This window comes from Streptomyces sp. NPDC086519, assembly GCF_040686075.1.
Classification (GTDB): domain Bacteria; phylum Actinomycetota; class Actinomycetes; order Streptomycetales; family Streptomycetaceae; genus Streptomyces; species Streptomyces shenzhenensis.
In genome coordinates this window covers 122,889-149,681 of record NZ_JBFBJL010000013.1, presented here as the reverse complement: position 1 = coordinate 149,681, position 26,793 = coordinate 122,889, and the positions used below count along the sequence as shown (strand labels likewise).

Annotated in this window: 23 protein-coding genes and 1 pseudogene; 15 read left to right on the top strand and 9 right to left on the bottom strand. The window is 70.9% G+C overall.

What is annotated here, in order from left to right; translation table 11 throughout:
* Positions 1-209: 209 nt before the first annotated feature.
* Both AB0P24_RS15160 and AB0P24_RS15155 read left to right on the top strand, forming a co-directional pair.
* Positions 210-872: an RNA polymerase sigma factor gene (locus tag AB0P24_RS15160; RefSeq protein WP_365793962.1), complete on the top strand. Its 663-nt coding sequence runs from the start codon at positions 210-212 to the stop codon at positions 870-872.
* Positions 872-1,900 carry a hypothetical protein gene (locus AB0P24_RS15155; protein ID WP_365793960.1) on the top strand — a complete coding sequence of 343 codons (1,029 nt, stop codon included), beginning with the start codon at positions 872-874 and terminating at the stop codon, positions 1,898-1,900. Before AB0P24_RS15160 ends, AB0P24_RS15155 begins: the two co-directional genes overlap by 1 nt.
* A 225-nt stretch (positions 1,901-2,125) precedes the next feature.
* Here AB0P24_RS15155 and AB0P24_RS15150 read toward each other — a convergent pair whose 3' ends face one another.
* The gene (locus AB0P24_RS15150; protein WP_365793958.1) at positions 2,126-2,977 is read right to left on the bottom strand and encodes a L,D-transpeptidase family protein; all 852 of its coding nucleotides are present in this window, start codon (positions 2,975-2,977) and stop codon (positions 2,126-2,128) included.
* A gap of 114 nt (positions 2,978-3,091) precedes the next feature.
* Between AB0P24_RS15150 and AB0P24_RS15145 the strand changes: the two genes are divergently transcribed.
* Together AB0P24_RS15145 and leuE are read left to right on the top strand one after the other, a co-directional pair.
* Positions 3,092-4,672 (top strand): methylmalonyl-CoA mutase family protein, encoded by a 1,581-nt coding sequence (locus AB0P24_RS15145; RefSeq protein ID WP_365793956.1) that lies wholly within the window; start codon positions 3,092-3,094, stop codon positions 4,670-4,672.
* Between the two features lie 129 nt (positions 4,673-4,801).
* Positions 4,802-5,458, top strand: a complete 657-nt coding sequence (gene leuE, locus AB0P24_RS15140; RefSeq protein WP_365793954.1) for a leucine efflux protein LeuE — start codon at positions 4,802-4,804, stop codon at positions 5,456-5,458.
* A gap of 80 nt (positions 5,459-5,538) precedes the next feature.
* Here the strand turns inward: leuE and AB0P24_RS15135 are convergent, their stop codons facing one another.
* Entirely contained in the window at positions 5,539-6,936 is a 1,398-nt protein-coding gene (locus AB0P24_RS15135) for an FAD-dependent monooxygenase (RefSeq protein WP_365793952.1), read from the bottom strand.
* A 71-nt stretch (positions 6,937-7,007) separates the two neighbouring features.
* Here AB0P24_RS15135 and AB0P24_RS15130 point away from each other — a divergent pair, with 71 nt between their 5' ends.
* Positions 7,008-7,652 (top strand): TetR/AcrR family transcriptional regulator C-terminal domain-containing protein, encoded by a 645-nt coding sequence (locus AB0P24_RS15130; RefSeq protein ID WP_365793950.1) that lies wholly within the window; start codon positions 7,008-7,010, stop codon positions 7,650-7,652.
* A 78-nt stretch (positions 7,653-7,730) separates the two neighbouring features.
* Here AB0P24_RS15130 and AB0P24_RS15125 read toward each other — a convergent pair whose 3' ends face one another.
* Both AB0P24_RS15125 and AB0P24_RS15120 read right to left on the bottom strand, forming a co-directional pair.
* Positions 7,731-8,660, bottom strand: coding sequence for a class I SAM-dependent methyltransferase (locus AB0P24_RS15125; RefSeq protein ID WP_365793948.1), 930 nt, complete (start codon positions 8,658-8,660; stop codon positions 7,731-7,733).
* 171 nt (positions 8,661-8,831) lie between these two features.
* Positions 8,832-9,941, bottom strand: coding sequence for an acyltransferase (locus tag AB0P24_RS15120; protein ID WP_365793946.1), 1,110 nt, complete (start codon positions 9,939-9,941; stop codon positions 8,832-8,834).
* 261 nt (positions 9,942-10,202) lie between these two features.
* On the opposite strand from AB0P24_RS15120, the gene AB0P24_RS15115 reads away from it, so the two are divergent.
* Both AB0P24_RS15115 and AB0P24_RS15110 read left to right on the top strand, forming a co-directional pair.
* Positions 10,203-11,663 carry a glycosyltransferase family 29 protein gene (locus AB0P24_RS15115; RefSeq protein WP_365793944.1) on the top strand — a complete coding sequence of 487 codons (1,461 nt, stop codon included), beginning with the start codon at positions 10,203-10,205 and terminating at the stop codon, positions 11,661-11,663.
* Entirely contained in the window at positions 11,660-13,978 is a 2,319-nt protein-coding gene (locus AB0P24_RS15110; protein ID WP_365793942.1) for a glycosyltransferase, read from the top strand. The genes AB0P24_RS15115 and AB0P24_RS15110 overlap by 4 nt, the downstream gene beginning before the upstream one ends.
* A gap of 181 nt (positions 13,979-14,159) precedes the next feature.
* On the opposite strand, the gene AB0P24_RS15105 is transcribed toward AB0P24_RS15110, so the two are convergent.
* Positions 14,160-15,494 (bottom strand): alpha-2,8-polysialyltransferase family protein, encoded by a 1,335-nt coding sequence (locus AB0P24_RS15105; protein ID WP_365793940.1) that lies wholly within the window; start codon positions 15,492-15,494, stop codon positions 14,160-14,162.
* Positions 15,491-16,468: a glycosyltransferase family 2 protein gene (locus AB0P24_RS15100; RefSeq protein WP_365794028.1), complete on the bottom strand. Its 978-nt coding sequence runs from the start codon at positions 16,466-16,468 to the stop codon at positions 15,491-15,493. Before AB0P24_RS15100 ends, AB0P24_RS15105 begins: the two co-directional genes overlap by 4 nt.
* A gap of 198 nt (positions 16,469-16,666) precedes the next feature.
* Here AB0P24_RS15100 and AB0P24_RS15095 point away from each other — a divergent pair, with 198 nt between their 5' ends.
* The 4 genes from AB0P24_RS15095 to AB0P24_RS15080 are packed head-to-tail and all read left to right on the top strand — an operon-like array spanning position 16,667 to position 21,464.
* A complete protein-coding gene (locus AB0P24_RS15095; protein WP_365793938.1) occupies positions 16,667-17,989 on the top strand; it encodes a DUF6716 putative glycosyltransferase in 1,323 nt (440 codons plus the stop codon).
* A 59-nt stretch (positions 17,990-18,048) separates the two neighbouring features.
* Positions 18,049-19,311, top strand: a complete 1,263-nt coding sequence (locus AB0P24_RS15090; protein ID WP_365793936.1) for an N-acylneuraminate cytidylyltransferase — start codon at positions 18,049-18,051, stop codon at positions 19,309-19,311.
* A gap of 15 nt (positions 19,312-19,326) precedes the next feature.
* Complete coding sequence (locus AB0P24_RS15085) at positions 19,327-20,262, top strand: N-acetylneuraminate synthase family protein (RefSeq protein WP_365793934.1); 936 nt, start codon at positions 19,327-19,329, stop codon at positions 20,260-20,262.
* Positions 20,263-20,303: 41 nt separating this feature from the next.
* A complete protein-coding gene (locus AB0P24_RS15080) occupies positions 20,304-21,464 on the top strand; it encodes a hypothetical protein (protein WP_365793932.1) in 1,161 nt (386 codons plus the stop codon).
* A gap of 165 nt (positions 21,465-21,629) precedes the next feature.
* Here the strand turns inward: AB0P24_RS15080 and AB0P24_RS15075 are convergent, their stop codons facing one another.
* Positions 21,630-22,643: an aldo/keto reductase gene (locus tag AB0P24_RS15075; protein ID WP_365793930.1), complete on the bottom strand. Its 1,014-nt coding sequence runs from the start codon at positions 22,641-22,643 to the stop codon at positions 21,630-21,632.
* Between the two features lie 92 nt (positions 22,644-22,735).
* On the opposite strand from AB0P24_RS15075, the gene AB0P24_RS15070 reads away from it, so the two are divergent.
* A complete protein-coding gene (locus AB0P24_RS15070; RefSeq protein WP_365794026.1) occupies positions 22,736-23,629 on the top strand; it encodes an AraC family transcriptional regulator in 894 nt (297 codons plus the stop codon).
* Here the strand turns inward: AB0P24_RS15070 and AB0P24_RS15065 are convergent.
* Positions 23,595-23,819, bottom strand: a complete 225-nt coding sequence (locus tag AB0P24_RS15065) for a DUF397 domain-containing protein (RefSeq protein WP_365793928.1) — start codon at positions 23,817-23,819, stop codon at positions 23,595-23,597. The two genes, AB0P24_RS15070 and AB0P24_RS15065, sit on opposite strands and share 35 nt — an antisense overlap.
* The gene (locus AB0P24_RS15060) at positions 23,819-24,661 is read right to left on the bottom strand and encodes a helix-turn-helix transcriptional regulator (protein ID WP_365793926.1); all 843 of its coding nucleotides are present in this window, start codon (positions 24,659-24,661) and stop codon (positions 23,819-23,821) included. Before AB0P24_RS15060 ends, AB0P24_RS15065 begins: the two co-directional genes overlap by 1 nt.
* Before the next feature lie 192 nt (positions 24,662-24,853).
* Between AB0P24_RS15060 and AB0P24_RS15055 the strand changes: the two genes are divergently transcribed.
* The 3 genes and pseudogenes from AB0P24_RS15055 (at position 24,854) to AB0P24_RS15045 (ending at position 26,774) form a co-directional block, all read left to right on the top strand.
* Positions 24,854-25,261, top strand: a complete 408-nt coding sequence (locus AB0P24_RS15055; protein ID WP_365793923.1) for an ATP-binding protein — start codon at positions 24,854-24,856, stop codon at positions 25,259-25,261.
* Between the two features lie 15 nt (positions 25,262-25,276).
* Positions 25,277-25,573, top strand: a pseudogene (locus AB0P24_RS15050) (hypothetical protein); the annotation flags it as partial.
* 112 nt (positions 25,574-25,685) lie between these two features.
* Entirely contained in the window at positions 25,686-26,774 is a 1,089-nt protein-coding gene (locus AB0P24_RS15045) for a glutamate--cysteine ligase (RefSeq protein WP_365793921.1), read from the top strand.
* Positions 26,775-26,793: the final 19 nt, after the last annotated feature.

The following is a 26,793-nucleotide window of genomic DNA, read 5'->3' as shown; positions in this document are numbered from 1 at the left end:
GTCACGAGTTAGTTGCGCTTTGTACTGACGTGGACGGCGAGCGGTTTCAGGTCGTAACGTGCAGTTCGCGCCGGGCCGCGGAGGACGCATACGACCACCGCGACGATCTGCGGTCCCGAACACCGCAACCATCAATCGAGGAACCACGACGGCGAAGAACCACGACCGCGAGAGCGGCGCCGGTTTAGGCGCAAAGTAGGGAAAAACGGGTGCTGGGGGACGACGCGGAGCTGACCGCCGCGGTGCGTGCGGCACAGGGCGGGGACGAGACCGCGTTCCGCATCGTCTATCGCGCGGTCCAGCCACGCCTGCTCGGATACGTCCGAACGCTGGTCGGCGACCCGGACGCCGAGGACGTCACCTCAGAGGCCTGGCTGCAGATAGCCCGTGACCTCGACCGGTTCAGCGGCGACGCGGACCGGTTCCGCGGCTGGGCCGCCCGGATCGCCCGCAACCGTGCCCTCGATCACATACGGATGCGCGGCCGCCGCCCCGCGATCGGCGGCGACGAGACCGAACTGGCCGGGCGGGCCGCCGACTCGGACACCGCCGGCGAGGCCATCGAGGCGCTGACCACCGTCTCCACGCTCTCCCTCATCGCCCGGCTGCCGCAGGACCAGGCCGAGGCCGTCGTCCTCAGGGTCGTCATGGGTCTCGACGCCAAGACCGCCGCCGAGACCCTCGGCAAACGGGCCGGGGCGGTGCGGACGGCAGCCCACCGGGGTCTCAGGAAGCTCGCGGAACTGCTGGGCGCCGACGCCGAGGCGGTGGGCGTCCTCGACGCGCTGCCGCCCCAGCGAGAACCGAATGATCGTGCGGCGACGTCCGCCAGTGTGACGCATACGCGTTCGCGGACGCAGAAGGACATGTGATGGCCGACGAGCAGTACACGTGGCTGAACCGGGTGACGGCGGACCGTCTGCTGCGCGGTGAGTCGCTGGAAGCTGTCGACGCCTCCGCCCGTGACCAGGCAGAACGTCTCGCCGGGGCGCTCGGCGCGCTCTCCGCGCGGGTCGCGCCGGCCACCGCCGAACTCCCCGGCGAGGAAGCCGCGCTGGCTGCCTTCCGCAAAGCGCGCGAATCCGCCGAGGACGCCGGGGCCGCGCAGTCCGGCGGGCGCGGGCCGGACGCCGACGCGGGTCTCTTCCGTATCGCCGCCGGTGCCCGGCCGCCCCGGGTCCCGAGCCGGCTCCGCCCCGCGCGGCTCGGCCTCGCCGCCGCGCTGACCGCCGGCATGCTCGGCGGGATCGCGGTGGCCGCGGGCACCGGGGTGCTGCCGACGCCGTTCGACGACAACCGGCCCGGCCCGGCCGCCTCCGTCTCGGCCGCCGGCACCCCCGCACGTCCGCAGGGCTCGCAGTCGCCCGAGTCCCTGCTCGGCGGCGAGACCGGCACTCCCTCCAGCGATGCCGCGTCCGGCGGCTCCGGGCAGAGCTCGCCCGGTTCGTCCGGCAAGCCGACGAACCGGGACACCGGCTCACCCGGCCTCCCGGTCGGCGGGTGGACCGGCGCGCTGACCTCCTGCCGCGCGATCCAGGACGGCAAGTCGCTGGGCGCCGAGCGCAAGCGGGCCCTGGAGGGCCTGGCGGGCGGCGCCGGCCGGGTGAACAGGTTTTGCAGGGCCGTCCTCGGTACCGGACTGAACGGCAAGGGTGAGTCCTCCGGTGACGACAAGGGCGGCGGCAACGGCCAGGGCGGCGAGAACGACGGCCAGGGCGGCCAGGGTGACGGCAACGGCTCGGGCGGCGACGACGAGGGCTGGCCCGGCCGGGGCACCGGCGGGGGCAGGGGCAACGACCACCACCAGGACGGAGGGGCCACCCCCGCCCCGACCGGCTTCGCGCCCCTGCTGCCGAACCGGCCCGCCACCTCGCCCAGCCCCACATACAGCGCACTTTGACCCTTACGCACCGCTGTGACCTGCGGCTTTGAAAGTCGCTGAACTTTTTTCCCGCAGGGAGTGACGTTTTCGGCGGCGGTGACGCAGTACTGAATGAGCCGACTGGTCATCGGCCGTCGCACAGAGCCGGGGTTCCCCCCGTACCTGCGGCTCGTGCATCGGCGCGGGCGGGACACGTTCCCCCGGTCCCGCCCGCGCCCCGAACGTCCTTCCCACCTCACGCGCTCACCAGTAGACGACGACCTTGTCGCCGTTCCTCACCTGCGCGAACAGGTCCGCGATCGCCGCCTCGTCCCGCACGTTGACGCACCCGTGCGAGCCGCCCGCGTAGCCGCGGGCCGCGAAGTCGTAGGAATAGTGCACCGCTTGGCCGCCGCTGAAGAACATCGCGTACGGCATGGGGGAGTGGTAGAGCGTCGACACGTGGTGGCGGGACTTCCAGTAGACGTGGAACACACCCTCACGGGTCGGGGTGTACTGCGCCCCGAACCGCACCGACATCGTCGACACCGTGCGCCCGTCGATCATCCAGCGCAGGGTCCGGCTGGTCTTGCTGATGCACAGCACCCGCCCGGTCAGGCACCGCGGATCGGGCGCGGCGGCCGGCTGACCGCCCATCAGGTACAGCTCCCACTTCCCCGGCCGGTGCGTCATCTGCACCAGCCGCCGCCAGGTCACGGCGTCGGTCTCACCCGTTGGCGGCAGCCCGCGCCTGCCCTGGAAGCCCTTGACGGCCTCGGCGGTGAGGTCGTCGTAGGTCCCCGTCGGCCCGTCGAAGAGCCAGGCGACCTGGCGCAGCCGGGCCTGGAGCTCGCGGACGCCGGTGCCGGTGTCGCCGCGGGTGAAGACGATGTGCGGCGGCACGGTCTCCACCGCGGACGGAGTCGGCTTCGGCGCCGGGGCGGTGGCCGGGGCGGAGGCGGAGGGGGAGACCGAGGTGGAGGCGGAGCTGTGCGGGAGGTCGATGTGGACGGGCGAGTGCCCCTTGGCGTCACCGCCGTCGGGCGCCCGCACGGTGCACCCGCACAGCACGGCCAGCACGGCGGCCAGGATCCCTGAGTACCCCGAGACCTTCATGCCGAGGATGCTTCCCCGCATGACCGTCGCCGAACAAGGGGGCATGGTGGGAACTGACAGACGTGCCGGGAATTCGGCATATCGGCGTACTGGCGTGCTGCGGAGGTCACCCACATGGCCCGTGAGTCGGAGTCCGGACTGCCCATCGAGCCGGTCTACGGCCCCGGGGACCTGGCGGGCTGGGACCCGGCCGGGAAACTCGGCGACCCGGGGTCGTACCCCTACACCCGGGGCGTGTACCCGACGATGTACACCGGCCGCCCCTGGACCATGCGCCAGTACGCCGGCTTCGGCACCGCGGCGGAGTCCAACGCCCGCTACCGGCAGCTCATCGCGCACGGCACCACCGGTCTCTCCGTCGCCTTCGACCTGCCCACCCAGATGGGCCACGACTCCGACGCGCCCCTCGCGCACGGCGAGGTCGGCAAGGTGGGGGTGGCGATCGACTCGGTCGACGACATGCGGGTGCTGTTCGGCGGCATCCCGCTGGACCAGGTGTCGACCTCGATGACGATCAACGCCCCGGCTGCCGTGCTGTTGCTGCTGTACCAGTTGGTGGCGGAGGAACAGGGCGTACCGGCGGGCGCCCTGACCGGCACGATCCAGAACGACGTCCTGAAGGAGTACATCGCGCGGGGCACGTACATCTTCCCGCCCAAGCCGTCCCTGCGGCTGACCGCCGACATCTTCCAGTACTGCCGGACGCGGATGCCGCGCTGGAACACGATCTCCATCTCCGGGTACCACATGGCCGAGGCCGGTGCCTCGCCCGCGCAGGAGATCGCCTTCACGCTCGCCGACGGCATCGAGTACGTGCGCACGGCGGTCGCGGCCGGCATGGACGTGGACGACTTCGCACCCCGCCTCTCCTTCTTCTTCGTGGCCCGCACGACGCTTCTGGAGGAGGTGGCCAAGTTCCGTGCGGCCCGCAGGATCTGGGCGCGGGTGATGCGGGACGAGTTCGGCGCGCGGAACCCCAAGTCGCTGATGCTCCGCTTCCACACCCAGACGGCCGGCGTCCAGCTGACGGCCCAGCAGCCGGAGGTGAACCTGGTCCGGGTGGCGGTCCAGGCCCTCGGCGCGGTCCTCGGCGGCACCCAGTCGCTGCACACCAACTCCTTCGACGAGGCGATCGCGCTGCCGACGGACAAGAGCGCGCGCCTGGCCCTGCGCACCCAGCAGGTGCTCGCGTACGAGACCGACGTCACGGCGACGGTGGACCCCTTCGCCGGTTCGTACGCCGTGGAACGGATGACGGACGACGTGGAGGCGGCGGCCCTCGATCTGATGCGGCGGGCCGAGGACCTCGGCGGCGCGGTGGCGGCGATCGAGCACGGCTTCCAGAAGGGGGAGATCGAGCGGAACGCCTACCGCATCGCGCAGGAGACCGACGCGGGGGAGCGGGTGGTGGTCGGCGTCAACCGCTTCCGGCTGGACGAGGAGGAACCGTACGAGCCGCTGCGCGTCGACCCGGCCATCGAGGCCCGGCAGACGCAGCGCCTCGCCCTGCTGCGCGCCGACCGCGACCGGGCGGCCGTCGCCGCCGCCCTCACCGCCCTGCGGAAGGCCGCCGGGGGCGACGACAACGTCCTGCCCCCGATGAAGGAGGCGCTGCGCGCGCGGGCCACGGTGGGCGAGGTGTGCGACGCGCTGCGGGAGGTGTGGGGCGTGTACGTCCCGACGAACGCGTTCTGACGGCGCGTTCTGACGGCGCATTTTGACGGCGCGTGCTGGCGGACGGGGTCTGGCGGACGTGGTCTGACGGGTGCGTCCTGACGTACGCCCCCGGGGGTGTTGTCGGACGCGCGTGCGACACTGCTTCTCATGTTCGGTGTCATCGACCTCCCCACCTATCTGGTAGGACTCGTCCTGATCGTCCTGCTGCCCGGTCCCAACTCCCTGTACGTGCTGTCCGTGGCCGCCCGGCAGGGGATCCGGGCCGGTTACACCGCCGCCGCGGGTGTGTGGTGCGGGGACACCGTGCTGATGACACTGTCGGCGGCCGGGGTGGCCTCGCTGCTCAAGGCCAACGCCGTGCTGTTCGGGATCGTGAAGTACGCGGGCGCCGGCTACCTCACCTGGCTGGCGGCAGGGATGCTGCGGGCGGCCTGGTCGATGTGGCGGTCGCGGAAGGAGCAGGCGGCGGAGCAGACCGCCCGGGCGGCCGCCGCCCCGGCGCAGGAGCGCCCGTACCGCCGCGCCCTGGTGATCAGCCTCTTCAACCCGAAGGCGATCCTGTTCTTCATCGCCTTCTTCGTGCAGTTCGTGGACCCGGGGTATGCCTACCCGGCACTGTCCTTCGTCGTCCTCGGCGCCTTCGCCCAGCTGGCCAGCTTCCTGTACCTCAGCGTCCTGATATTCAGCGGCACCCGGCTGGCCGAGGCGTTCCGCCGCCGCAGGCGGATGTCGGCGACGGCCACTTCGGCGACGGGGGTGCTGTTCCTCGGGTTCGCGGTGAAGCTGACGCTGGCCAGCGCCTGAGCCACCAGCGCCCGCCCGGCCCGGCCGCGGCGTGAGCCGCGCACCGAGGGCCGTGCGCACCGGGCTGTGTCCGCCCGGCCCTACGCGGCATCGGCATCCGCGTCGACGCCGAAGGCCCCGGTGCGCGCCGCGTACGTCCGCAGGCCCGCGGTCGTCTCGCCCGCCCAGCCCACATAGCCGTCCGGGCGGACCAGGAACACACCCGGTCCGTACGACCGAGGGGCCGGCAGACCGCGGACGCCGGCCACCGGTTCCGGCGTCAGCAGGGTCCAGTGCGGCCCCCGGAACGCGTCGAACATCCGCACCCCGTCCGCGTTGCGCCCGTCGGGTGCGCGGTCGCCCGCCTGCACCGGTCCCGGGTTCGCCCGGGTCTCCTCGGTCAGCGAGGACTCCCGGTAGCCGATGCCCAGTTGGACCGTGGCCTCACCCCGCCGTACCTCGCCGTGGTGGACACGGGTCGAGAGCCCCAGCATGGCGGCCGCGTTCGGCCGGCGCTCCTCCTCGTAGGTGTCGAGGAGCGCCTCCGGGGCCCGGTCCGTCAGGACGGCGGCCAGCTTCCAGCCCAGGTTGTAGGCGTCCTGGACACTGGTGTTCAGGCCCTGGCCGCCGGCCGGGGAGTGGACATGGGCCGCGTCTCCGGCCAGGAAGACCCGGCCCACCCGGAACCGGTCCGCCAGCGCGGCACGCGGGCGGAAGTCGGAGGCCCAGCGCAGCCCGGTGACGTCCGCCGCGTCGAGATGGGTGTACGTCGTCACCAGCCGCCGTATCCCGTCGAGGGACAGGTCGGGCTCCGTGCCCTCGGGCAGCCTCGCCGCGAGCTGGAATTCCTCGGTGCCGGCCAGCGGGCACAGCGCCACACCGTTCCCGTCGTCGCCGACGAAGGTGTGCCAGTGGTCCCGGTCGAGGCCCCGTACCCGCAGGTCGGCCACCAGGAAGGGGCTCGGGTCGACCGACTCGCCCGTCATGCCGACGCCCACCGCACGCCGTACGGCCGACCGGCCCCCGTCCGCCGCCACCGCATACCGCGCGCGAGCCGTCGTACCGTCGGCGAAGCGGACCGTCACCCCCCGCGCGTCCTGGTCCAGTCCCGTCACGGCGCGCCCGAACTCGACCCGGCCGCCCAGCTCCCGCAGCCGCGCGTACAGCACCTCCTGCGTGCGCCACTGCGCGACCATCAGCGGATCGGTGTACGGCGCGCCCTCGTCCGCCGTCACCTCGTCGAACATCGGCTTCGTACCGAGCCGCTCGCCGTTTTTCCAGAGCAACCGGGGCGGGTAGGGACCGCCGGCCGCGCGGATCGCGTCGTGTACCCCGAGGTCGTCGAAGACCTCCTGCGTCCGGGGCTGGATCCCCTTGCCGCGCGAGCCAGGGAACAGCGTCTCGCCCGCCTCCACGACCATCGCGTCCACCCCGCGCCGGGCCAGGTCGATGCCGAGGGTGAGTCCGGTGGGACCGGCGCCCACGATCAGTACATCCACGCCAAATCTCCTTAATGTTGTTAAGTGCTGCTGGCGGCAAGGCTGCCCTTAACGCTGTTAAGCTGTCAAGCGTGAGTACGGAAAGACGTGCACCCCTCGACCGCAGGCGGGTCGCCGACACCGCCCTGCGCCTGCTGAACGAGACCGGTCTCGACGGCCTGACCCTCCGGGCCATCGCCAGGGAACTCGACGTCAAGGCCCCGGCCCTGTACTGGCACTTCAAGGACAAGCAGGCGCTGCTCGACGAGATGGCGACGGAGATGTACCGCCGTATGGTCGCGAGCACCGAGCTCGATCCCGCCGACAGTTGGCAGGACCGGCTGCGCAAGTCCGGCCGGGGACTGCGTACTGCCCTCCTCGGCTACCGGGACGGCGCCAAGGTCTACAGCGGCTCACGCTTCACGGGCATCGACCACGCCCATGAACAGGAGGCGAACCTGCGCGTCCTGGCGGAGGCCGGCTTCACCCTCGCCCAGGCGGTGGCGGCGGGCCTGACGGTGAACGCCTACACGATCGGTTTCGTGACCGAGGAACAGGGCGTCGAGCCCCTCCCGGGCGAGCGCCGGGAGGGGTACGACGTGGAGGAACGTGCCCGCCTGCTGGCCGACTTCCCGCTGGCGGCGGCGGCGGGCAGGGAGATCTTCGCCGACTACGACCACCACTTCGAGGAGGGCCTGGAAGTGGTCATCGCGGGGATCGGGGCGCGGTATCTGTAGCGCCCCCGCAGACCTGACCCGCTAGAAGATCGGATGCACGGTACAAGCGGTGCGGCTGCGGTGGCGGTCCCGCCGGCGCTACTTCATCGCCCTGCGGAGGGCCCGGGTGAGCACCGGGGGCAGCAGGTCCGCCGCGATACGCCGGACGCGGCTCCGTCGACGGGATGCCGCGGGGGCCGCGGGGGATGCGGGGGATGCCGCGGGTGCGGGGGCCGGCTCCGGGGCCTCAGGTGCGTCCGGTGTGTCCGCGTACCGTGAGAACGGGAACTCCGGCGCTCGCATCCCCTTCGACTTCAGCCGTATGATCCGGTGCCCCGCCGCCTCCTGCGTGCTCAGATGGCAGTCGGTCCGCGCCTGGATCATCTTGATCAGTTCCTCCTGCACCGGTCCGGCGTCGCCCCAGGTGCCGTACAGCTTCTGGGTGCTGAGGCATATCGGGTTCAGGTCGCGGTTGAGCACCGCCTCCCAGGCCGCTATGGAGACGCCGGGCGTGTGCTCGGAGCGGAAGTCGTCGAGGACCACGATGCCGTCGGGCAGGAGCAGTTCGCGCGCCGCCCCTATGTCACCGTGCACGTGCTCGTACAGGTGCGAGGCGTCGATGTGCACGAACCGGCAGGAACCGGGTGCCACTTCGGTGGCGACCAGCGAGCTGGGGCCCTGTAGCACGCGGGGCAATTCGTCGTGGAAGGCCAGGTAGTTCTGTTCGAAGACGCGCCGGGTGAGTTTGCTGTAGGACTTCGTCGACTCCGCCTGGTTGGCGTCGTCCGGGGCGTCGCCCTCGAAGAGGTCGCACACGGTGTACGTCTCGCCCGGCCGCAGATGCCTGCCGGTGAAGATCGCGCTCTTGCCCATGTAGACCCCCACCTCCAGCAGGTCGCCCCGCAGGCCGGCCTTCTCCTGGCGGTTCAGGAACCAGTCGAAGAGCAACTGGTCGAGCACGGGGAACCAGCCGGGGACGTCGTCGAGGCGGCGGGGCAGCGGGGTCGTTTCCTGGGTGGTGGCGGCCATGCGGAGAAGGCACTCCCTCGGTATGCGATGCGAAAGTCTGTGGAATCCCTGCGGAATGGCTGTGTGTGCAGGGTTCCAAAGTGCCTGCCCGCCGTGCCGCTTTGAAACCCAAGAGCAGATGAACGGCGGGCCAACACCCGAGAGTGGAAGAGAAGGGGATGTCGAATCGGGTCAAGGCGTCTTCAGCGCTGTTCTCAACCGCGGCCCGAACCGGGTCTCCGCGAACCGGTGGATCAGCCAGGCGAGCCCCAGCATCGCGAGGACCGTCACCGCGAGCGTCGGCCACGGCGGCAGCCCCCACGCCCGGTGCAGCACCCGGATCACGAACCAGCCCAGGTGCTCGTGGACCAGGTAGAAGGGGTACGTCAGCGCCCCGGCCGTGGTCAGCCAGGGCCAGGCCGCCCAGCGCGTCCAGCCCGCCGCCACCGCGGCGACCGCGGCGAAGGCGAGGGTGACGACGAGCATCACGACGTACGGGTCCCGGGGCGCCCCCGCCTGCCACAGCCCCTGGGCGGCCGTACGCGTGCCGAGCACCCAGGAGAGCGCCACGATCCCCCAGGGCAGCAGCCGGTTGCCGAAGCGGTGCACGAGATAGAGGGCCAGGCCGCCGACGAAGTACGGCGCGTACTCGGGCATCACGACCAGTTCGGCCCAGGGGCCGCCGGCCGCGGTGGACAGCACGGCGGCCAGCGTCCACACCGAGCAGAACAGCACCACCCTGCGGTAGGTGACGCCCGGCAGGACGACGGCCAGTGCGAACAGGGCGTAGAAGCGCACCTCGACCCAGAGGGTCCAGCAGACGCCCAGCACGCGCGGTACGCCCAGCGGCTGTTGCAGCATGGTCAGGTTGACCAGGAACTCGTCGAGTCGCACCGGGTGCACCACCGCGGGCAGCGCCAGGGACGCCCCGGTGACCAGCACCAGCGCGACCCAGTACGCGGGGTAGAGGCGGGCGACCCGGGAGCGGAAGAAGTCGCCGAGGGAGCGGCCCCAACTGCTCATGCAGATCACGAAGCCGCTGATGACGAAGAAGAACTGGACGCCGAGACAGCCGTAGACGGCCGCCCTGGACAGGGTCGGGAAGACGTGGGCGGGGTTCTGGTGCCAGGACGCGGAGACGACTCCGCCGCGGCCGGCGTAGTGGTAGAGGCAGACCATCAGGGCGGCGGCGAGCCGCAGTCCGTCGAGGGCGAGAAGTCGGGGGCGGGGGTGCCCGGGGCGGGCCGGGACGACCGGGATCTTCGCAGGCGAGGGCGCCAGCGCGGGAGGCGAAAGTGACATGGTCCGAGACGCCTACCCGAGGCCGGGCCGTTAATCATCCGATCTGTTCGCGAAATCCCCGGGACGTGGGGACCCCTTACCGTCACCTGGGGGAATCATAGAAAGTGCGCGGTGAACCCGCTAACCATTCTCTTACTCTTTGAGATTCGTTAACCATACAGTCGTTTTTACTTCCTAGTTTCTCCATCCATCCCCCCGGTGCGCGTCACCACACCACACACAGCCATTACACAAGCTTTGCTTGGTAAAAACAGGAGAGCTATGACGAGGGTCCAGAACAGGCGGGCACCTGCGCGCGGAGGGGAGCTGGACGACTGCCTGCACGCCTGCGCCGTGCACAGCGGGAAAGTGGTCGGCAGCCTCGACCGCCGGCGCGCGGAACTGGCGGAGCAGCTGCGCAAGCTGCTGGTGGTCGTCGCCATGGAAGGCACCACCGCATCCGCCCCCGCCTCGGCCGGCGGCGCGACGGCGCTTCTCAAGCGCGCCGTCAAGGGCGCGGCGAGCCCCTCGGGCGGGATCAACAACGACCTGCTGGACGCTCTGCTCGCGGTTGCCAACAAGGCCCTGGAGTGCGGTTACCACGACGAGTTGAACCTCGCCCTGGTGATCAGCGACACCGTCCTCGCCCAGCGCAAGAACTCCCGCGCCGGCTGGCGGCTGCGCGCCCGCATCCTGGAGGGACTCGGCGAGGAGCAGGAAGCCGTCGAGGCCTACGAGCGCTACCTCGAACTCACCACCGACGACGGCTTCGGCGTCGCCAACCGGATCTCCGGTATGCGCCGCGCCGCCGAACGCGAAGGCGAACTCCTCGCCCTCCTCAAGCGCCAGGTGCCGGCGGCCGCGGACCACGTCCGCGGGCCCGCCACCGCCACCTGGGCCGAGGGCCTCGCCCTGCAGGCCGCAGGCGACTGGCGGGCCGCCGAGCCCCGCCTGGTCGGCGCGCTGCTCGCCCTCGCCGAGGACGAGGCGCCGGTCAACGACCGGCAGGAGCTGCTCAGCCAGTACCTGGACCTGCGGCTGGCCGAGGGCAACGACGCCGGCCTCGCCGAGGCCGTCGCGATCTACGCAGAGCAGCGCAGGGTGCGGATGCGCGGCCCGGTCGCCGACCCGACGGTCGACGGCGTGCGGTGGATCAGCCTCGGCGAGTTCCGCAACCAGATCGCCGGCAAGTCGGTCTGCCTGATCGCCAACTCGGGCCGGGTGGGCGCGAGCGGCATCGGCAAGCAGATCGACGACTACGACCTGGTCGTGCGCTTCAACTCGTACAAGATCGACCCGGAGCACACCGGCGAGCGCACCGACATCCACGTCAGCATCCACAAGCACGCCTTCAACTGGGAGAAGCCGGTGACCACCCGGCTGATCTTCGGCGGTGTCTCGGGTGACTGGAAGCACTCGCTGCGCAACAAGCTGGTGCCCGGCGCGCAGAAGTACCTCGGCGACGAGTCGCTGCGCTGGCCGATGCGCAACATCGGGCAGATCAGCACCGACACGTGGTCGGGTATCCCGACCTCCGGGTTCAACATGCTGTGGCTGCTGGACTTCCTGGACGTCAGCCCGACCCTGGATTTGATCGGCTTCGACTTCTACGAGAGCGGCGCCTACCGCGTGCAGGAGGCAATGAAGCTGGCCATCACCTCCGTGCACGAATACACCAGCGAGAAGGATTGGGTCATGCAGCGGGCCCAGAGCGTGACCGACATGAGGATCTCCCTGCGATGACGACCACCTTCACCCCGGCGATACCGAACACCGACGCGAGCGCTCTCACCAAGAAGCGCCGGATCGCGTTCGCGTCCTACGTGGACGAGAACTACCTGCCCGGCTTCCTGGTCCTGCTGCGCAGCCTCGCCCTGTCCAACCCGGGCATCTGCGAGGACTTCGTCGTGCTCTACGACGACCTGCGCCCGGCGTCCGTCGCGAAGATCCGGGCCCTGCACCCGCGCATCGTGCTCCAGCGGGTCGACGACACGCACTACGACTCGTACGTCAAGGGCGACCAGGACAACTACCTGGTCCGCAAGGCGTACTTCATCCTCGACATCTTCCGGCTGCGCGACTACGACACCGTCATCACCCTGGACACCGACATGGTCGTCCTCGGTGGTCTCGGCGAGCTCCTGGAACTGCGCGAGGGGCTCGCGGCCGTCCCGCAGTTCTTCTACGGGCAGCACAAGCTGAACTCCGGTCTCCTGGTGATCCAGAAGGAGTACCTGTCCGACGAGTTCTGCGCGAAGATCGACAAGACCGGCCGCAGCGGAGACTACGAGCTGGACAAGCACGACCAGGGCATCCTGAACGCCGTCCTGGACGGCGACTTCGTCCGCCTCGACGCCAAGTACAACTTCGTCAAGCGGCGGCTGTCCGGCGACCTCCCGGTCCCGGAGGACACCAAGATCCTGCACTTCACCGGGCGTCACAAGCCCTGGCAGGGCGGTGAGTCCGGCTACTCGCAGGCCGAGGACCGCTGGCGCGAGTTCGAGATGACCGACGCCGAGTTCCACGCGGCCTACTTCGCCTCCTCCGGCGGCCTCCACCACGACCTGGTCGTCCACTTCGGCACCCCGCACGTCAAGCGCACCGGTGACGTCGAGATCGCCCGCAGGGTGGCCGCCGCGCACATCGCGAACGGCGACTACCAGGACGCCGTGGACGTGCTCGGCGGCGTCCGCATCCCGCTGGACGAGGCCTGGCCGCACGAGGTGCTCGGGCACGCCCTGATGAGCGTCTCCCGCTACGACGAGGCCAAGACCCAGCTGCTGCTCGCGACCGCCGCCCCCAACCGGGCCGCCACCGCCTTCGCGCGGCTCGCCCAGATCGCCTGGGTGCACGGCGACAACACCGAGGCCCTCAGGTACGCCACCGCCGGCCTCACCGTCGACCCCACCCACCGCTCCAGCCGCCTGTGGGCCCAGCGCGCGGCCGCCGTCCCCTCCCAGGAGCAGGGCAGCGCCGAGGACCAGCTGGCGCACGTCGCGTTCTACATGGACCGGCAGGGCAACGCGGGCGACAAGCTGCTCCCGGAGACCGTCCGGCTCGGTTTCGGCCCGGACACCACCTCCCGGCGCTGGCACTCCGTGCACGCCCACCGGTACTTCGACAAGGCCGCCCTGGAGCGCGTCAACGCCCGCCGGGGCCTGGTCATCGGCGGCGGCGGTCTGTTCATCCCGGACACCATGCCCAACGGCAACAGCGCCTGGCAGTGGAACGTCCCGGACGAGCACCTGCGCGCCATCGACGTCCCGATCATGGTCTACGCGGTCGGCTTCAACGCCTTCGACGGCCAGTCCTACCGGGCCAAGCGGTTCAACGACAGCCTGCGGCTGCTGGTGGAGAAGTCCTCCTTCTTCGGTCTGCGCAACCACGGCTCCATCGCCAAGGTCCGCGGCATGCTCCCGCCGGAGCTCCAGGACAAGGTCGTCTTCCAGCCCTGCCCCACCACGGTCATGCGCCAGCTGGTGGCCGGCTGGACCGACCCGGTGTACCGCGAGGACACGGTCATGCTCAACGCGGCCTACGACCGCGCGGGGCTGCGCTTCGGCCACGACTACGGCCACTTCCTCGCCGAGATGGCCAAGGCCGTCCGCAAGATCGGCGAGCACACCGAGGTCAAGTGCGTCGCGCACTCCCTCGACGACGAGAAGATCGCCTTCGACCTGCGCCGCGAGCACGGCATCTCGCTGCCGGTGATCCCGATGTACGACTTCTCCAACGACGAGATCCGTGCGGCGTACGCCAGGACCCGCCTGGTCATCGGCATGCGCGGGCACGCCGGCATGATCCCGTTCGGGGTCGGCACGCCGATCATCTCGCTGATCTCGCACCCGAAGATGGCGTACTTCCTGGGCGACATCGAGCGCCCCGAGTGGGGCGTCTCTGTGCACGAGCGGGAGCTCGGCGACGTCCTCACCGAACGCGCCCTCGGCATCCTCGACAACCACAGCCGCACCGTCGCCGACGTGCACGACCGGCAGGAACAGCTGTGGAAGGTCACCCAGGAGAACGCGGCCACGATCAAGAAGATCCTGGGCCGATGACACCGAAGGGGCGGGCCCCTGATCGGGACCCGCCCCTGATCGGCGGCGCGGCCGCCGCCTGGGGGCGCGGGGCTGTATGGGATATGCGGCTACCGCCGCGTGGGCGCGACCAGCCACGACGGCGCCGCAGCCGACCGACGACATGACCCGGCGGCTTCCAGCGGAGCGCTCGGCGCAACGCCTACCGGCGCACGCCCCGCCGCAGGTTGCGTGCCCTGCGGGCCATCCGGCGGACGGTCGCGTTGCGTGGCAGGAACGCCAGCTGCGCGGGCACCCCGCCGGGCAGCCCGAGCGAGGTCAGGCGTCTGCGCTTGAAGTAGCGGATGGTCGTGTCGTTCAGATGCTTCGTCAGGTAACGCACGGTCTCCGCGCGCAGCTGCGGATAGATCTTCGGCTGCATGGCGAAGCCGACCGCGCCGATCAGCCGGCCGAGTTCCTCGACGCTCATCCGCGGGCGCTGTGCCTCGACCGCCTGGCGGTCGCTCAGGGCCGGCACCAGCGCGTCGACGACGGTGACCGGGACGCGGTTGCTGTTCTCGTACGGGGTGAGCTTGTCGAGGAGGATGTCGGTGCCGACGCGGGCGGTCGGCAGGCCGTACAGCGCGGACGCGGTGAGCAGCGCGGTGGAGAAGCAGCCGACGACCAGGGCGGGACGCATCCGCTGGTAGAGCACCTCGGCGAGGACCGTGGTGTCCAGGACGGTGAGGTCGGCCTTGAGCTTCTCGGCCTCCTGCTCCAGGGTCCGGGCGAACCGGGCCGGGGCGGAGGGGTGGGGCTTGAACACGATCTTGGTGTGGCCGAGTTCGACGGCGCCCCGCAACATCCGGACGTGCAGGCTCTCCTCCTGCTCCGGAGTGAGGATCTCGAGCGCGGAGAGGTACTGGCCGAGCAGCAGGGCCGGTTCCTCGATCGGCGGCAACTCGTCGCCGCTGGGCGCGAGTTCGGCCAGCACCTTGGTGAACGCCGCGGTCGGTACCACCTCGGCGGGGACGCCGAACTCGGTGAGCAGTATCGGCTTGAGGCCCGGCACCAGGTCGAGGTGGAGGACCCGGTCGACGCGGGTGCCGACCAGCGGGTCGATCTTGTTCCGGGTCGGGCCGTAGCTCATCAGACCGTCGGCGTAGACCGTGACGGGGGCGCCGTTGAAGATCTGGGTGAGGCTGAGCGAGGGGTTGACCTGGATCGACTCGACGGCGAACTCGACGTCGTCGTCGCCGAGCCGCCACTCGTGGCGCAGGAAGCGTTCCCACAGGGGCATGTCATCGACGCGCGGGGCCCAGCCGCCCGGGTGGAACGGGAAGATCGTCTCGTTGTACGAGATCACCTCGTCGAAGCGGTCGCGCAGCCGCTCGAAGCCGGGCGCCTCGTCCAGGCCCGGGGTGGTCTCGGGGGCCGCCGCGTTGTTGCAGACCAGCAGGATGCGCCGGTCGGCCGGGCGGAAGGCGCCGGAGTCCAGGGCGGCGGCGAGGGTGGCCGTGCCGTAGAGGGTGGACGCCTGGAAGATCTGGGTGGTCACGCGGCGGCTCCCGCGGGGGCGGGACGGCGGCGCAGCCGGCGCAGCTTGGTGGCACGCTGGAGGTCCATGGAGTCCAGGGCCTCGTCCAGCACGTCCTGCGGCATGCGCCGCAGGGCAGCGGCACTCATGGATTTAAGCTTCTTCGCCACCGCGGGCTCGAACCTTTCGATGGATCCCAGGTGATGGGAAATGATGGCGCAATACGTGCGGACGGCCTTCGGCAGGAGTTCCTTCGCGTCGGCGTCCTGTGCCGTTTCCTCGATCACCTGGTCGAACGCGCGAATGAAATCGAGCTGACGGACGTCGCCGATCTGTGTGAGTGAAGAGGCTACGCCACGCCGGTAGAAGACGCCGAGCAGGTTCACCACCGCGAAGGACTCGGCCTCCCGGTGCAGTTTCCAGATCCACGGCCGGTCCTCGGCCGTGCGCAGCCCGTCCGTGAAATGCACGAGCCCCTTGTCCACCAGACGGCGGTGGTAGACGCCCGCCCAGGCGTAGGCGTAGTCGACGGAGGTGGACCGGTCGGCGGGCAGGATGGCCTCCCGCGGGTTCATCACCACGTTGCGGCGGCCGACCGGCACCCGGTGCACGGCCCGGGCGCGCGCGGTGCACTGGACATGGTCGGTGCGGACGAAGTCGCAGCCCAGCGACTCGATCGCGTCGACCAGCCGCGGGTAGTAGCCCGGTGCCAGCCAGTCGTCGCCGTCCAGGAAGGTGACGTATGCGCCGCGTGCCCGGTCGATGCCGGTGTTGCGCGCGGTGGCCAGCCCCCCGTTCTGCTCGTGTCTGACATGGACCGCGCCTGGGAGCTCGCGCTCTGCTCGCGCGAGAATCTCTGGTGTCCCGTCGGTCGAGCAGTCGTCGACGAGAATGAATTCGAAGTCCTCACGCGCGTTCGCGCGCAGGCTCCTCAGGGTGTCGGGCGCGTATTGCTGCACGTTGTAGAACGGCACGATGACGGAGAGCTTGACCACGTGGAGGACGTTAGGCGGACGCCCGTCATCCGTCTTGACTGTTGCCTTGATTCGAGGTGAACGACACATGGCGAAGCTGTGAACCAGGGCTTTTCGGCGGGCAATCCCGGGCTGATTCGCCATTCGGCGATGTGTTGTTAACCTTTTGTTGGATTCGGGTTCGGGAGATTCTCGGAATGGCTTCCTAGCGTCTCCGGTGTGCCAGCAAGTGCAACGAAGTCCCTGCGGGTGGCCGTCCTGGCGGATTCCGACACTCGGTGGAAGTGGGGGGCGCTCACCGCGAAGCGCCTGATCCCCGGCGAAACCGACAGTCCGGACATCCGGCTCGACGGCTACCTCCTGCGGGGCCGTGCCACCCCCACCGCCCGCCAGCTCCAGGAAGTCGGCGTCCACGCGGACTCGCTCCGCGAGGTCACGGCCGTCGAGTTCCTCAGAGAGATGGAACAGCAGTCGTACGACATCCTCGTCCTCTCCCTCGTCGGCGGCGGCACGCAGGCCATGCTGCACGGGCTGCGCAGCGTCTGGGCCGGCCGGGAGCGGCGGCCCGTCGTCGTCACCGGCTACGTCGGCGTCGTCTACGAGAAGCTCGCCGACGGACTGCTGCTGCGGCACGGCGCGGACCTCGTCCTCGCCAACTCCCGCCAGGACGCCGAGCGTTTCCGGGCGGTGTACGACGGGGTCGGCGCCGACTCCTCGTCGGTGACCGAGGTCGCGCTGCCGTTCCTCGGCGGGGCGCCCTACGAAGGCGAACACGACCCCTACACGGTGGTGTTCGCCGCCCAGCCCTCGGTCCCCGACAGCCGCAAGGACCGTACCTACCTGCTCAACCGGCTGATCCAGCACGCCCGCAGGCACCCCGAGCGGGAGGTGCTGCTCAAGCTGCGCTCCAAGCCCGGCGAGCACACCACCCACATCGAGGAACTGCCGTACCAGAAGCTGGTCCAGGGCAAGGACGTGCCCGCCAACTTCCGGCTGGTCTACGGCCACATGGGCGAGGTGCTCGACCGCACCGACCTCCTGGTCACGATGAGCTCGACGGCCGCCCTGGAGTCCCTGCACCGCCGGATCCCGACCGTCGTCCTCACCGACCTCGGCATCCGCGAGGCGCTCGGCAACCACCACTTCGTCGGCTCCGGCTGCCTCGCCTCCTGGGACCAGCTCGACGTCGGACACCGCCCGGTGCCCGACGCGGAGTGGGTCTCACGGCAGGGCGTCGCCGCCGACGGCAGCTACGCCACCGCCTTCGACGCGGCCCGCGAACGCATCGCGAAGCTGCTGGCACGGCCCGGCGGGCTGCCGCCCCTGAACCCCTACTACACCACCGAGACCGCGTCCGGTTACCTGCCCGGCATCCTGGCCCGCCACCACCTCGGCCCCGACGGCGCCCCGCTCCCGGGCGCGCCCGCCGCCGACAAGGCCCCGGGCCCCGTCCGCCAGATCGTGCGCCGGGCCGCACGCGGCGCCTACCGCCACGGCGTCCAGCGGGTGGCCCCCGTGATCCGACGAATGGGAGAGCTGTGAGCGACCGGATCCCGCGCCAGACGTCGTCGGCGTCTGACGGAATCGAAGGAACAGAGCCGATGCCCCACCCAGAAGCGGCCGTAGTGCCCCGCGTCCTCGCCGTGATCCCCGCCCGGGGCGGCTCCAAGGGCGTGCCCGCGAAGAACCTCGCCCCGGTCGGCGGCGTCCCGCTGGTCGCCCGCGCGGTCCGCGAGTGCCGCGCCTCCCGCCTGGTGACCGACGTGGTCGTCTCCACCGACGACCAGGCGATCGCCGCGGCCGCCCGCTCGGCCGGCGCCGAGGTCGTGCTGCGCCCCGCCGCCATCGCCGGTGACACCGCCACCTCCGAGGCCGCCGTCCTGCACGCCATGGACGCCCACGAGGCGCTGCACGGCGCCCCGGTCGACGTGGTCCTGCTCGTGCAGTGCACCAGCCCGTTCATCATCCGCGAGGACCTCGACGGGGTGGCCGGCGCGGTCGTCGAGAACGGCGCCGACACGGCCCTGACCGTGGCCCCCTTCCACGGCTTCGTCTGGCGCGACGAGGTGCACGCGCCGGTCCCGGCAGCGGCTGCCGGTGACGGCGACGAGGCCCCGGTCAGCGGCGGCTTCGGCGTCAACCACGACAAGTCGTTCCGCCCGCGCCGCCAGGACCGCCCCCAGGACTTCCTGGAGACCGGCGCCGCCTACGCGATGCGCGCGGACGGCTTCCGCGAGCACCAGCACCGCTTCTTCGGCCACACCGAACTGGTGCGCACCGACCCCGCGCGCGTGCTGGAGATCGACGACCCGCACGACCTCGCGCGCGCCCGCGCCCTGGCCCCGCTCTTCGACGCGGACCGCCCCGGCGCGCTGCCGACCGCCGACGACGTCGACGCGGTCGTACTGGACTTCGACGGCACCCAGACCGACGACCGGGTGCTGATCGACGCCGATGGAAAGGAGTTCGTCTCCGTGCACCGCGGCGACGGACTCGGCATCGCCGCCCTGCGAAAGAGCGGGCTGAAGATGCTGGTCCTGTCCACGGAGCAGAACCCGGTCGTCGCCGCGCGGGCCCGGAAGCTGAAGATCCCGGTCCTGCACGGTATCGACCGCAAGGACCTCGCCCTGAAGCAGTGGTGCGAGGAGCAGGGCATCGCTCCCGAGCGCGTGCTCTACGTCGGCAACGACGTCAATGACCTCCCGTGCTTCGCCGTAGCCGGCTGGCCCGTGGCGGTCGCGAGCGCCCACGACGTCGTACGCGGCGCCGCACGCGCGGTCACCACCCTCCCCGGCGGTGACGGCGCGATCCGAGAGATCGCCAGCTGGATCCTCGGCCCCTCTCTCGATTCCCTCCCCAAGTAAGGACACCCCACAGTCATGAGCAACTCCCGTCTGCGCCAGTTCGGTTCCCGTGAGGTCGGCCCCGGCAAGCCCGTCTACATCTGCGGCGAGATCGGCATCAACCACAACGGTGAGCTGGAGAACGCCTTCAAGCTGATCGACGTCGCCGCCGAGGCCGGCTGTGACGCCGTCAAGTTCCAGAAGCGCACCCCGGAGATCTGCACCCCGCGCGACCAGTGGGACATCGAGCGCGACACGCCCTGGGGCCGCATGACCTACATCGACTACCGCCACCGCGTGGAGTTCGGTGAGGACGAGTACCGTCAGATCGACGAGTACTGCCGGGCCCGGGGCATCGACTGGTTCGCCTCCCCGTGGGACACCGAGGCCGTCGCCTTCCTGGAGAAGTTCGACGTCCCCGCCCACAAGGTCGCCTCCGCCTCCCTCACGGACGACGAGCTCCTGAAGGCGCTGCGCGCCACCGGCCGTTCGATCATCCTCTCCACGGGCATGTCGACGCCGAAGCAGATCCGCCACGCGGTCGAGGTGCTGGGCTCGGAGAACATCCTCATGTGCCACGCCACCTCGACCTACCCGGCGAAGGCCGAGGAGCTGAACCTCCGCGTGATCAACACGCTGGAGAAGGAGTACCCGAACGTGCCGATCGGCTACTCCGGCCACGAGACGGGTCTGCAGACCACCCTCGCCGCGGTCGCGCTCGGCGCCACCTTCGTCGAGCGTCACATCACCCTCGACCGTGCCATGTGGGGCTCCGACCAGGCCGCCTCCGTGGAGCCGCAGGGCCTCAACCGCCTGGTCCGCGACATCCGCATCATCTCCGAGTCCCTCGGCGACGGCGTCAAGAAGGTCTACGACTCCGAGCTCGGCCCGATGAAGAAGCTGCGCCGCGTCACCGGTGTCGTCGCCGAGGCGGAGATCGCCGCGGCCGCCGGTGAGCCGGTCCAGGTCTGAGTCTGATTGATGTGTTACGACGACGGGACGGTCGTACGTCGATGAGCCCCCGCGCCGGGAACACCGGCCCCCACACACTCGCGTTCGTCGAGAGTCCGGTGCAGCTGCTGAACGTGCTGGAGTGGGCGCATGTCCGCGCCCGGCGCGGGACGGCGGACCCGGTGCCCGCCGTACCCGGCCAGGTACGGCGCTCCGTGTCCGGCATATCCGCACCCGGCGCGGAACTCACGATCGTCGTCCTGTCGCCGACGGACCCCATGACCCGGGGCCAGCTGCGCCGCATGGCGGACCTGGCCCGGGACGAGGGTCACCGGGTCCGCTGGGAGGAAGCGCGGGGCGGCACCGCCGCCCCCTTCCAGACGATCGGCGGCCTGGCGGGTTCCCTCCGCCGGGCCGACCGCATCGTGATGGGCGACCCGTTCTCCCGTTACGTACAGCTCCTCCTGACCATCACCCGCGCCCGCGACCTGGTCGTGGTCGACGACGGCACGGCGACGATGGAGTTCGTCGCCCAGCTGGCGCGCGGCGAACGCCTGGTCCGCTGGCACCGCAAGGGCGGCAGACCCGGTGCCCGGGACCTGCTCTTCGCCCCGGTCTCCTCCTCCGCCCGCCGCCGCCTCACCCCCAGCGCCCACCGCCGGGTGGAGGTCTTCTCCTCCATGCCGATGGCGGAGACGCCGACGGGAGTGACGGTCACCGCGAACGACTTCGGCTGGACCCGCGCCCGCTTCGGTCCGCCGCGCATCACCAAGGGCGCCGACATGGTCGGCACCTCCCTGGTGGAGACGGGGGTGGTGGACGGCGACCGCTACCTGGAGGCCGTCCAGACCCTGGCCAAGGCCCACGGTGCGACCCGCTACTTCGCGCACCGGCGCGAGAGCACCGAGAAACTCCACCGCCTGGCCGTCGAGACGGGCCTGGAGATAGTCCGCCCGGACCTCCCCCTGGAACTGATCGCCCGCCGCGGCCCCATCGGCCGTACGATCCTCAGCTTCCCCTCCACGGTCGTGCACACCCTCCCCCTGGCCCTGGTCGGCACGGGCGTCCGGGTGGCCGTCTGCGACATCGACCCGGCCTGGCTGACCGAGCACGCGTCCCCCCGCGCCCAGGGCTTCCTCTCCGGGGTCACCGGAACGGCGAAGGACGTACACCGGCTGGCCGCGGTGGCGAGCCCGGCCCAGCCCCTGCTCACGCCACCCTGATCACCGCCCTGCCGCGGGCGTGCCCCTGCTCCAGGTGCCGGACGCCCGCGGCCGTGTCGGCCGGCCGGTCCGCAACCGCGGGGAGGACCGGCCGCAGCCGCTCCCGGACGAAAGGCAACGAGTTCGCCCGACGCCTCTGCGGTCCGGCCGAACCCGTCCGCCCGGTCACTGCCAGGTCGGCATGATCGCCGCGGGATAGCGGGAGCCGGCCGCGCCGTACGGCAGGATCTCCTGGACGCGGGCCAGATCCTCGGCGCCGAGGCCGACGTGCGCCGCGGCCACGTTCTCCTCAAGACGCTTCGGGCTGCGGGTGCCGGGAATGGGCACGATGTCGTCGCCCTGCGCGAGCAGCCAGGCCAGCGCCAGCTGGGTGACCGTCCAGCCCTTGCTCTGAGCCAGTTCGGTCAGCTCACGGACGGCGGCGACGTTCTTCTCGTAGTTGCCGGGCCGCCAGCGCTCGTCCAGGGTGCGCCGCATGTCGTCGGCGTCGTACTCCGCGGCCGGCTTGGCAGCACCGGTGAGGAAACCGCGGCCGAGCGGCGAGTACGGCACGAAGCCGATGCCCAGCTCCCGGACCACGGGCAGCACCTCGGCCTCCACGGCCCGCTCGAACAGCGAGTACTCGGTCTGGAGCACCGAGACGGGGTGCACCGCGTGCGCGCGGCGGATGGTCCCGGGCCCGGCCTCGCTCAGGCCGAAGTAGCGGACCTTGCCTTCGGCGATCAGCTCGCCGACCGTACCCGCCACATCCTCGATGGGGACGTCGGGGTCCACCCGGTGCTGGTACAGCACATCGATGCGGTCCGTTCCCAGGTGCCGGAGGCTGTTCTCGGCCACCTCCCTGATGTGCTCGGGCCGGCTGTCCAGGGCGCGTCCGATCCGGGCGGGGTCGGAGAGGTCGAAGCCGAACTTGGTCGCGATCAGGATCTCGTCGCGAAAGCCCCGCACCGCGCGCCCGAGGAGCTGCTCGTTGCTGCCGGTGCCCAGGCCGTACAGCTCGGCCGTGTCGAAGAGGGTGACGCCGAGTTCGTGGGCCCGGTGGAGGGTGGCGATGCTGCTCCGCTCGTCCGGGGCGCCGTACGCCATCGTCATGCCCATGGTGCCGAGACCGATCGCCCCGGCCGTGAGGCCCTGGGTGCCGAGGGTGCGCCGGGGGAGGTGTGTGGTGTGCTCTGCCATGCGTTCAACGCTAGGGACGCGGCCGGCGGAGGTCATGGGCCACCGCTCGCATAGGATTGCCTGATCCTCTCACCGTGAAGGAGGAGCACCCCGTGCTGGACCGCCTGGCCGCGGCCATCGACCGGCACTGCGTGGGGCTGGGCTCGGACACCGCGGTCCCCCGGCTCTCCGTGGTCGCCGTCGAGGACCCCATCGAGCCCATGGACCTGCTGTACGAACCGATGATCTGCTTCGTCGCCGGCGGCCGGAAACGCATCACGGCGGGCGAACTCGTCCAGTTCGCACGGCCCGGCGAGATGATGCTCACCGCCATCGAGGTTCCCGTCACCCTCGCCTTGGAGCAGGTGCCCTACCGGTCCGCCGTCATGCGACTCGACGGCAACGCGCTCACGGACCTGCTGGTCGAGCTGGACGAGACCGGCCACACCGCCCCGTCGGCCACGGTCGGGCAGATCGGCGCGCCGATGCCCCCCGAACTCCTCGACGCGGTCGTCCGCTGGGTCGAGCTCCTCGACACCCCGGAGGACATCCGCCCGCTCGCCGGCCGCGTCGAAGGCGAGATCCTCTACCGGCTGCTGCGCGGCTCCCTCGGTCCCGTCCTGCGCCAGTGGTCAGTGGCCGACTCGGCGGCGACCAGGGTCCGTGCGGCCGCCCGCTGGATCCGCGCCCGCTACACGGAGCCGCTCAGCATCGACGAGATCGCCGAGGTGGCGCACATGAGCGCGGCCAGCCTGCACCGGCACTTCAAGGCGGCCACCGGCATGAGCCCGCTCAGGTACCAGAAACACCTGCGGCTCCACGAGGCCCGGCGCCGTCTGGTCGCCGACGACGCCACGGCCGCCCAGATCGCCCAGGCGGTCGGCTACGTGAGCGCCACCCAGTTCAACCGCGAGTACCGGACCGCCTACGGCCTCCCTCCCGTCCAGGACGGGGCGCGCCTGCGCGCCCGCCTCACCCACACCGGACCCGCGCCGACGGGGCTGTGACCGCGCCCGCGTCCTTCAGCGCCTCGACGAAGGAGACGAAGGACGCGGGCGGGAAGGCGAGGGTGCCGGCGGCCGGGTCCTTGGAGTCGCGGACGGATATGCGGGTGGGGGAGTTCGCTATCTCTACGCAGGAGTCGCCGTCGCCGAAGCTTGAGTAGGACGACTTGTGCCAAAGGCCGGGGATGGGCATCACAGTTCCTTCGCCACGCGGTTGATCAAGTCTCGTGACTTGCCGGGGTTGAGCGACGCGGCTTCCAGCTTACGGAGAAGTGTTCGAAGAGCGGCGAGTTGGCCGTCGGAGTCGACGTACGCCGCGCCGTTGGGCCCGTCCCGCACAACCGTGTCCAGCTTCGGTACGGCGCCGCCCGCGTACAGCATGGCGCTTGCGGCGCCCGCGAACCCTTCCGCGGTGAAGGGGATGACCCGCACGGTGACGTTGTCCGCCTCGGACACCTCCAGCACCTCGTCCAGTTGGGCTCGCGAGGCTGCGCGGTCACCGACCATGATGCGCAGTGCCGCCTCGTGGATGATGGCGTCGAACGGCGTGCGGTCGAGGACCACCTTGCGTCGCAGCCGGTGCTGCACCCGCAACTCCAGTTCCGTCTGTGGGAGTTCCGGGGTGCGGTACGCGTAGACGGCGCGGGCGTAGTCCGCTGTCTGGAGCAGGCCGGGGATGTACAGGAACTGCGCCTCCCGCAGGAACGTGGCGTGGTGTTCCAGTTCGGCGAGGTCGAGGAAAGGCGCCGGCAGCAGCTCCCGGTACTCCTCCCACCAGCCTCGTGTGCGGTCCTTCGTCATGGCCGCCAGGGCCTCGATCAACTCGTCGTCCGAGCAAGAATAGTTGGCGGCGAGGGTCCGCAGTCGTTTCTCGCTGACCCCGGCCAGGCCCGACTCGATCTGGCTGATCTGCGGTGCGTTCACCCCGAGCAGTACGGCTGCCTCCCGCGAGGTGAGGCCTGCCGCGTCCCGCAATCTGCGCAGCTCGACCGCCAAGCGCAGCTGGCGTGCCGTTGGCTCGATCCTCTTTGCCACCGAGGGGGCCTCCCAACACGCCTCCGGACGCGACTCTTTCGGGGCCAGATTACGCGACCGGCTTGCGGGATCGAAATATTGCCCCCTACTGTCGGTGACGTAACGCGCACGCTGCGGAAGTGCACCGCACCGTTGCTGTGCGGCGATGCCACCGTGCGTGAATCCCCTTCACCGAACCGGAGTTGATGACGCATGTCCGAAGCCTGGGACTACACGCTCTCCATTCCCAACGATCTGAGAGCGGTGACGATCTGCCGTCGCACCCTGCGTCTGATCCTGACGATGCACGGGTTGATCGGCCTCGCCGACACCGCGGAGCTTCTCGCCGCTGAGCTGGTCTCCAATGCCGTGCGGCACACGAAGGGGCCGGCCGCGCTGCGGGTGCGGCGCTCCCCGGAGGGCGTCGTGTGGATCGGGGCGTGGGACGCGGATCCCGTGCCTCCTGAGCCGCCGCGGTCGTTGGGGGTGGTGACGGAGCTCGACGAGGCGGGGCGGGGGCTGGGGCTGGTGGTCGCGTGTGCGGACTGCTGGGGCTGGCAGCCGTCGTCCCGGTTCGGGGAGCGCGGCAAGTACGTGTGGTGCACCTTGGGGGTGGCGTGATGGTGGGGTCGACTCCTGGTCGATCCCCAGGCGAAGCAGATGTGGAGGGACCTGATGACGGCGATCCAGTACTTCTGGCGGCACCCGCTGGCGGAACAGGTGCGCGAAGAAGGACGCGAGGAAGGCCGGGAACAGGGGCGCGTCCAGCAGTGTGCCGAGATGGTGCTGCGTCTGCTGGAGTGGCGGGGTGTCCCGGTGAGCGATTCCGTGCGAGAGCGGGTGGAGTCCTGTACGGAGCTGGATCAGCTTGAGCTCTGGGCCCAGCGCGCAGTGCACGTCACCGACGCCGCGGAGCTGTTCGTCGAGGTGTGAACGTCCGAGCCGCCCTCGGGCCGTGGGCAGGTGTCCGTCGGCCCGGCCTGGGAAGTCGGGGGGAAACAGCCTGCCTGGGCAGGGGCGCGGTGTGGATGGAGGGCGGCCTCAGGTGCGTACCGTCGGAGTGGAGGAGGAGCTGCTGCTCGTCGACCCGGGGACGGGTGAGCCCCAGGCGTCGGCCGCGGCCGTGCTGGCGCGGGCCTCGCTGGCCGATCCGGGGCAGGACGTGTTCGAGAAGGAGCTCTACGGGCAGATGCTGGAGTTCGCCACCCATCCGCAGTCGGAGATGGCGGAGCTGGGGGAGGAGATCGTCCGGTGCCGTAAGGAGGCCGCCCGGCTCGCCGGAGAGCTCGGGTCCGCCGTGGTCGCGCTCGCCTCCTCGCCGCTGCCCGTCAGCCCCTCCATCAGCGTGAACCGGCGCTACCAGTGGATGGCCGAGCACTACGGCATCGCCACCCGGGAGCAGCTGGTGTGCGGGTGCCATGTGCATGTTGCCGTGGAGTCCGACGACGAGGGGGTGGGGGTGCTCGACCGGGTCCGGCCCTGGCTGCCGGTGCTCACGGCGATCAGCGCCAACTCCCCCTTCTGGCAGGGCGACGACACCGGCTATGCCAGTTACCGCAGCCGGGTGTGGATGCGCTGGCCGTCCGCCGGTCCGACCGAGCTGTTCGGCTCCCCCGGGCGCTACCACCGGCTGGTGGCGGACATGGTGGCCACCGGCGTCATCCTGGACGAGGCGATGGCCTACTTCGACGCCCGGCTGGCCCGGCTCTATCCGACCGTGGAGATCAGGGTCGCGGATGTCTGCCTGCGCGCGGAGACCGCCGTCCTCGTGGCCACCCTCGCCCGTGCGCTGGTGGAGACCGCCGCGCGGGAATGGCGGGCCGGACGGGAGCCCGTCGACCACGGGGTGGCGCTGCACCGGCTGGCCGCCTGGCGGGCGGCGAGATCGGGGCTGAAGGGGGAACTGCTGGATCCCGGCACCCTGCGGCCCCGGCCGGCCTCCGCCGTACTGGACGCGCTGCTCGCGCACACCCGCGACGCCCTCGCCGACAGCGGTGACCTGGCGGCCGTGGAAGAGGCCGTCGCACGTCTGCTGGGGCGCGGCAACGGCGCGGTCGAGCAGCGGGAGCTGCTGGCGGGCACCGGCAGCCTGCGGGAGGTCGTCACGGAGTGTGTGCGCCGCACCCAGGAGTGACGCCGCGCTTCCCCCGCCC

What these genes read in the sequence shown, in the direction of transcription:
- AB0P24_RS15115 (WP_365793944.1), top strand. Translation starts at nt 10,203, where the DNA reads ATGACGAGGGTCCAGAACAGGCGGGCACCTGCGCGCGGAGGGGAGCTG.
- AB0P24_RS15155 (WP_365793960.1), top strand. Translation starts at nt 872, where the DNA reads ATGGCCGACGAGCAGTACACGTGGCTGAACCGGGTGACGGCGGACCGT.
- AB0P24_RS15080 (WP_365793932.1), top strand. Translation starts at nt 20,304, where the DNA reads ATGAGCCCCCGCGCCGGGAACACCGGCCCCCACACACTCGCGTTCGTC.
- AB0P24_RS15075 (WP_365793930.1), bottom strand. Translation starts at nt 22,643, where the DNA reads ATGGCAGAGCACACCACACACCTCCCCCGGCGCACCCTCGGCACCCAG.
- AB0P24_RS15150 (WP_365793958.1), bottom strand. Translation starts at nt 2,977, where the DNA reads ATGAAGGTCTCGGGGTACTCAGGGATCCTGGCCGCCGTGCTGGCCGTG.
- AB0P24_RS15110 (WP_365793942.1), top strand. Translation starts at nt 11,660, where the DNA reads ATGACGACCACCTTCACCCCGGCGATACCGAACACCGACGCGAGCGCT.
- AB0P24_RS15145 (WP_365793956.1), top strand. Translation starts at nt 3,092, where the DNA reads ATGGCCCGTGAGTCGGAGTCCGGACTGCCCATCGAGCCGGTCTACGGC.
- AB0P24_RS15120 (WP_365793946.1), bottom strand. Translation starts at nt 9,941, where the DNA reads ATGTCACTTTCGCCTCCCGCGCTGGCGCCCTCGCCTGCGAAGATCCCG.
- AB0P24_RS15125 (WP_365793948.1), bottom strand. Translation starts at nt 8,660, where the DNA reads ATGGCCGCCACCACCCAGGAAACGACCCCGCTGCCCCGCCGCCTCGAC.
- AB0P24_RS15085 (WP_365793934.1), top strand. Translation starts at nt 19,327, where the DNA reads ATGAGCAACTCCCGTCTGCGCCAGTTCGGTTCCCGTGAGGTCGGCCCC.
- leuE (WP_365793954.1), top strand. Translation starts at nt 4,802, where the DNA reads ATGTTCGGTGTCATCGACCTCCCCACCTATCTGGTAGGACTCGTCCTG.
- AB0P24_RS15090 (WP_365793936.1), top strand. Translation starts at nt 18,049, where the DNA reads ATGCCCCACCCAGAAGCGGCCGTAGTGCCCCGCGTCCTCGCCGTGATC.
- AB0P24_RS15065 (WP_365793928.1), bottom strand. Translation starts at nt 23,819, where the DNA reads ATGCCCATCCCCGGCCTTTGGCACAAGTCGTCCTACTCAAGCTTCGGC.
- AB0P24_RS15055 (WP_365793923.1), top strand. Translation starts at nt 24,854, where the DNA reads ATGTCCGAAGCCTGGGACTACACGCTCTCCATTCCCAACGATCTGAGA.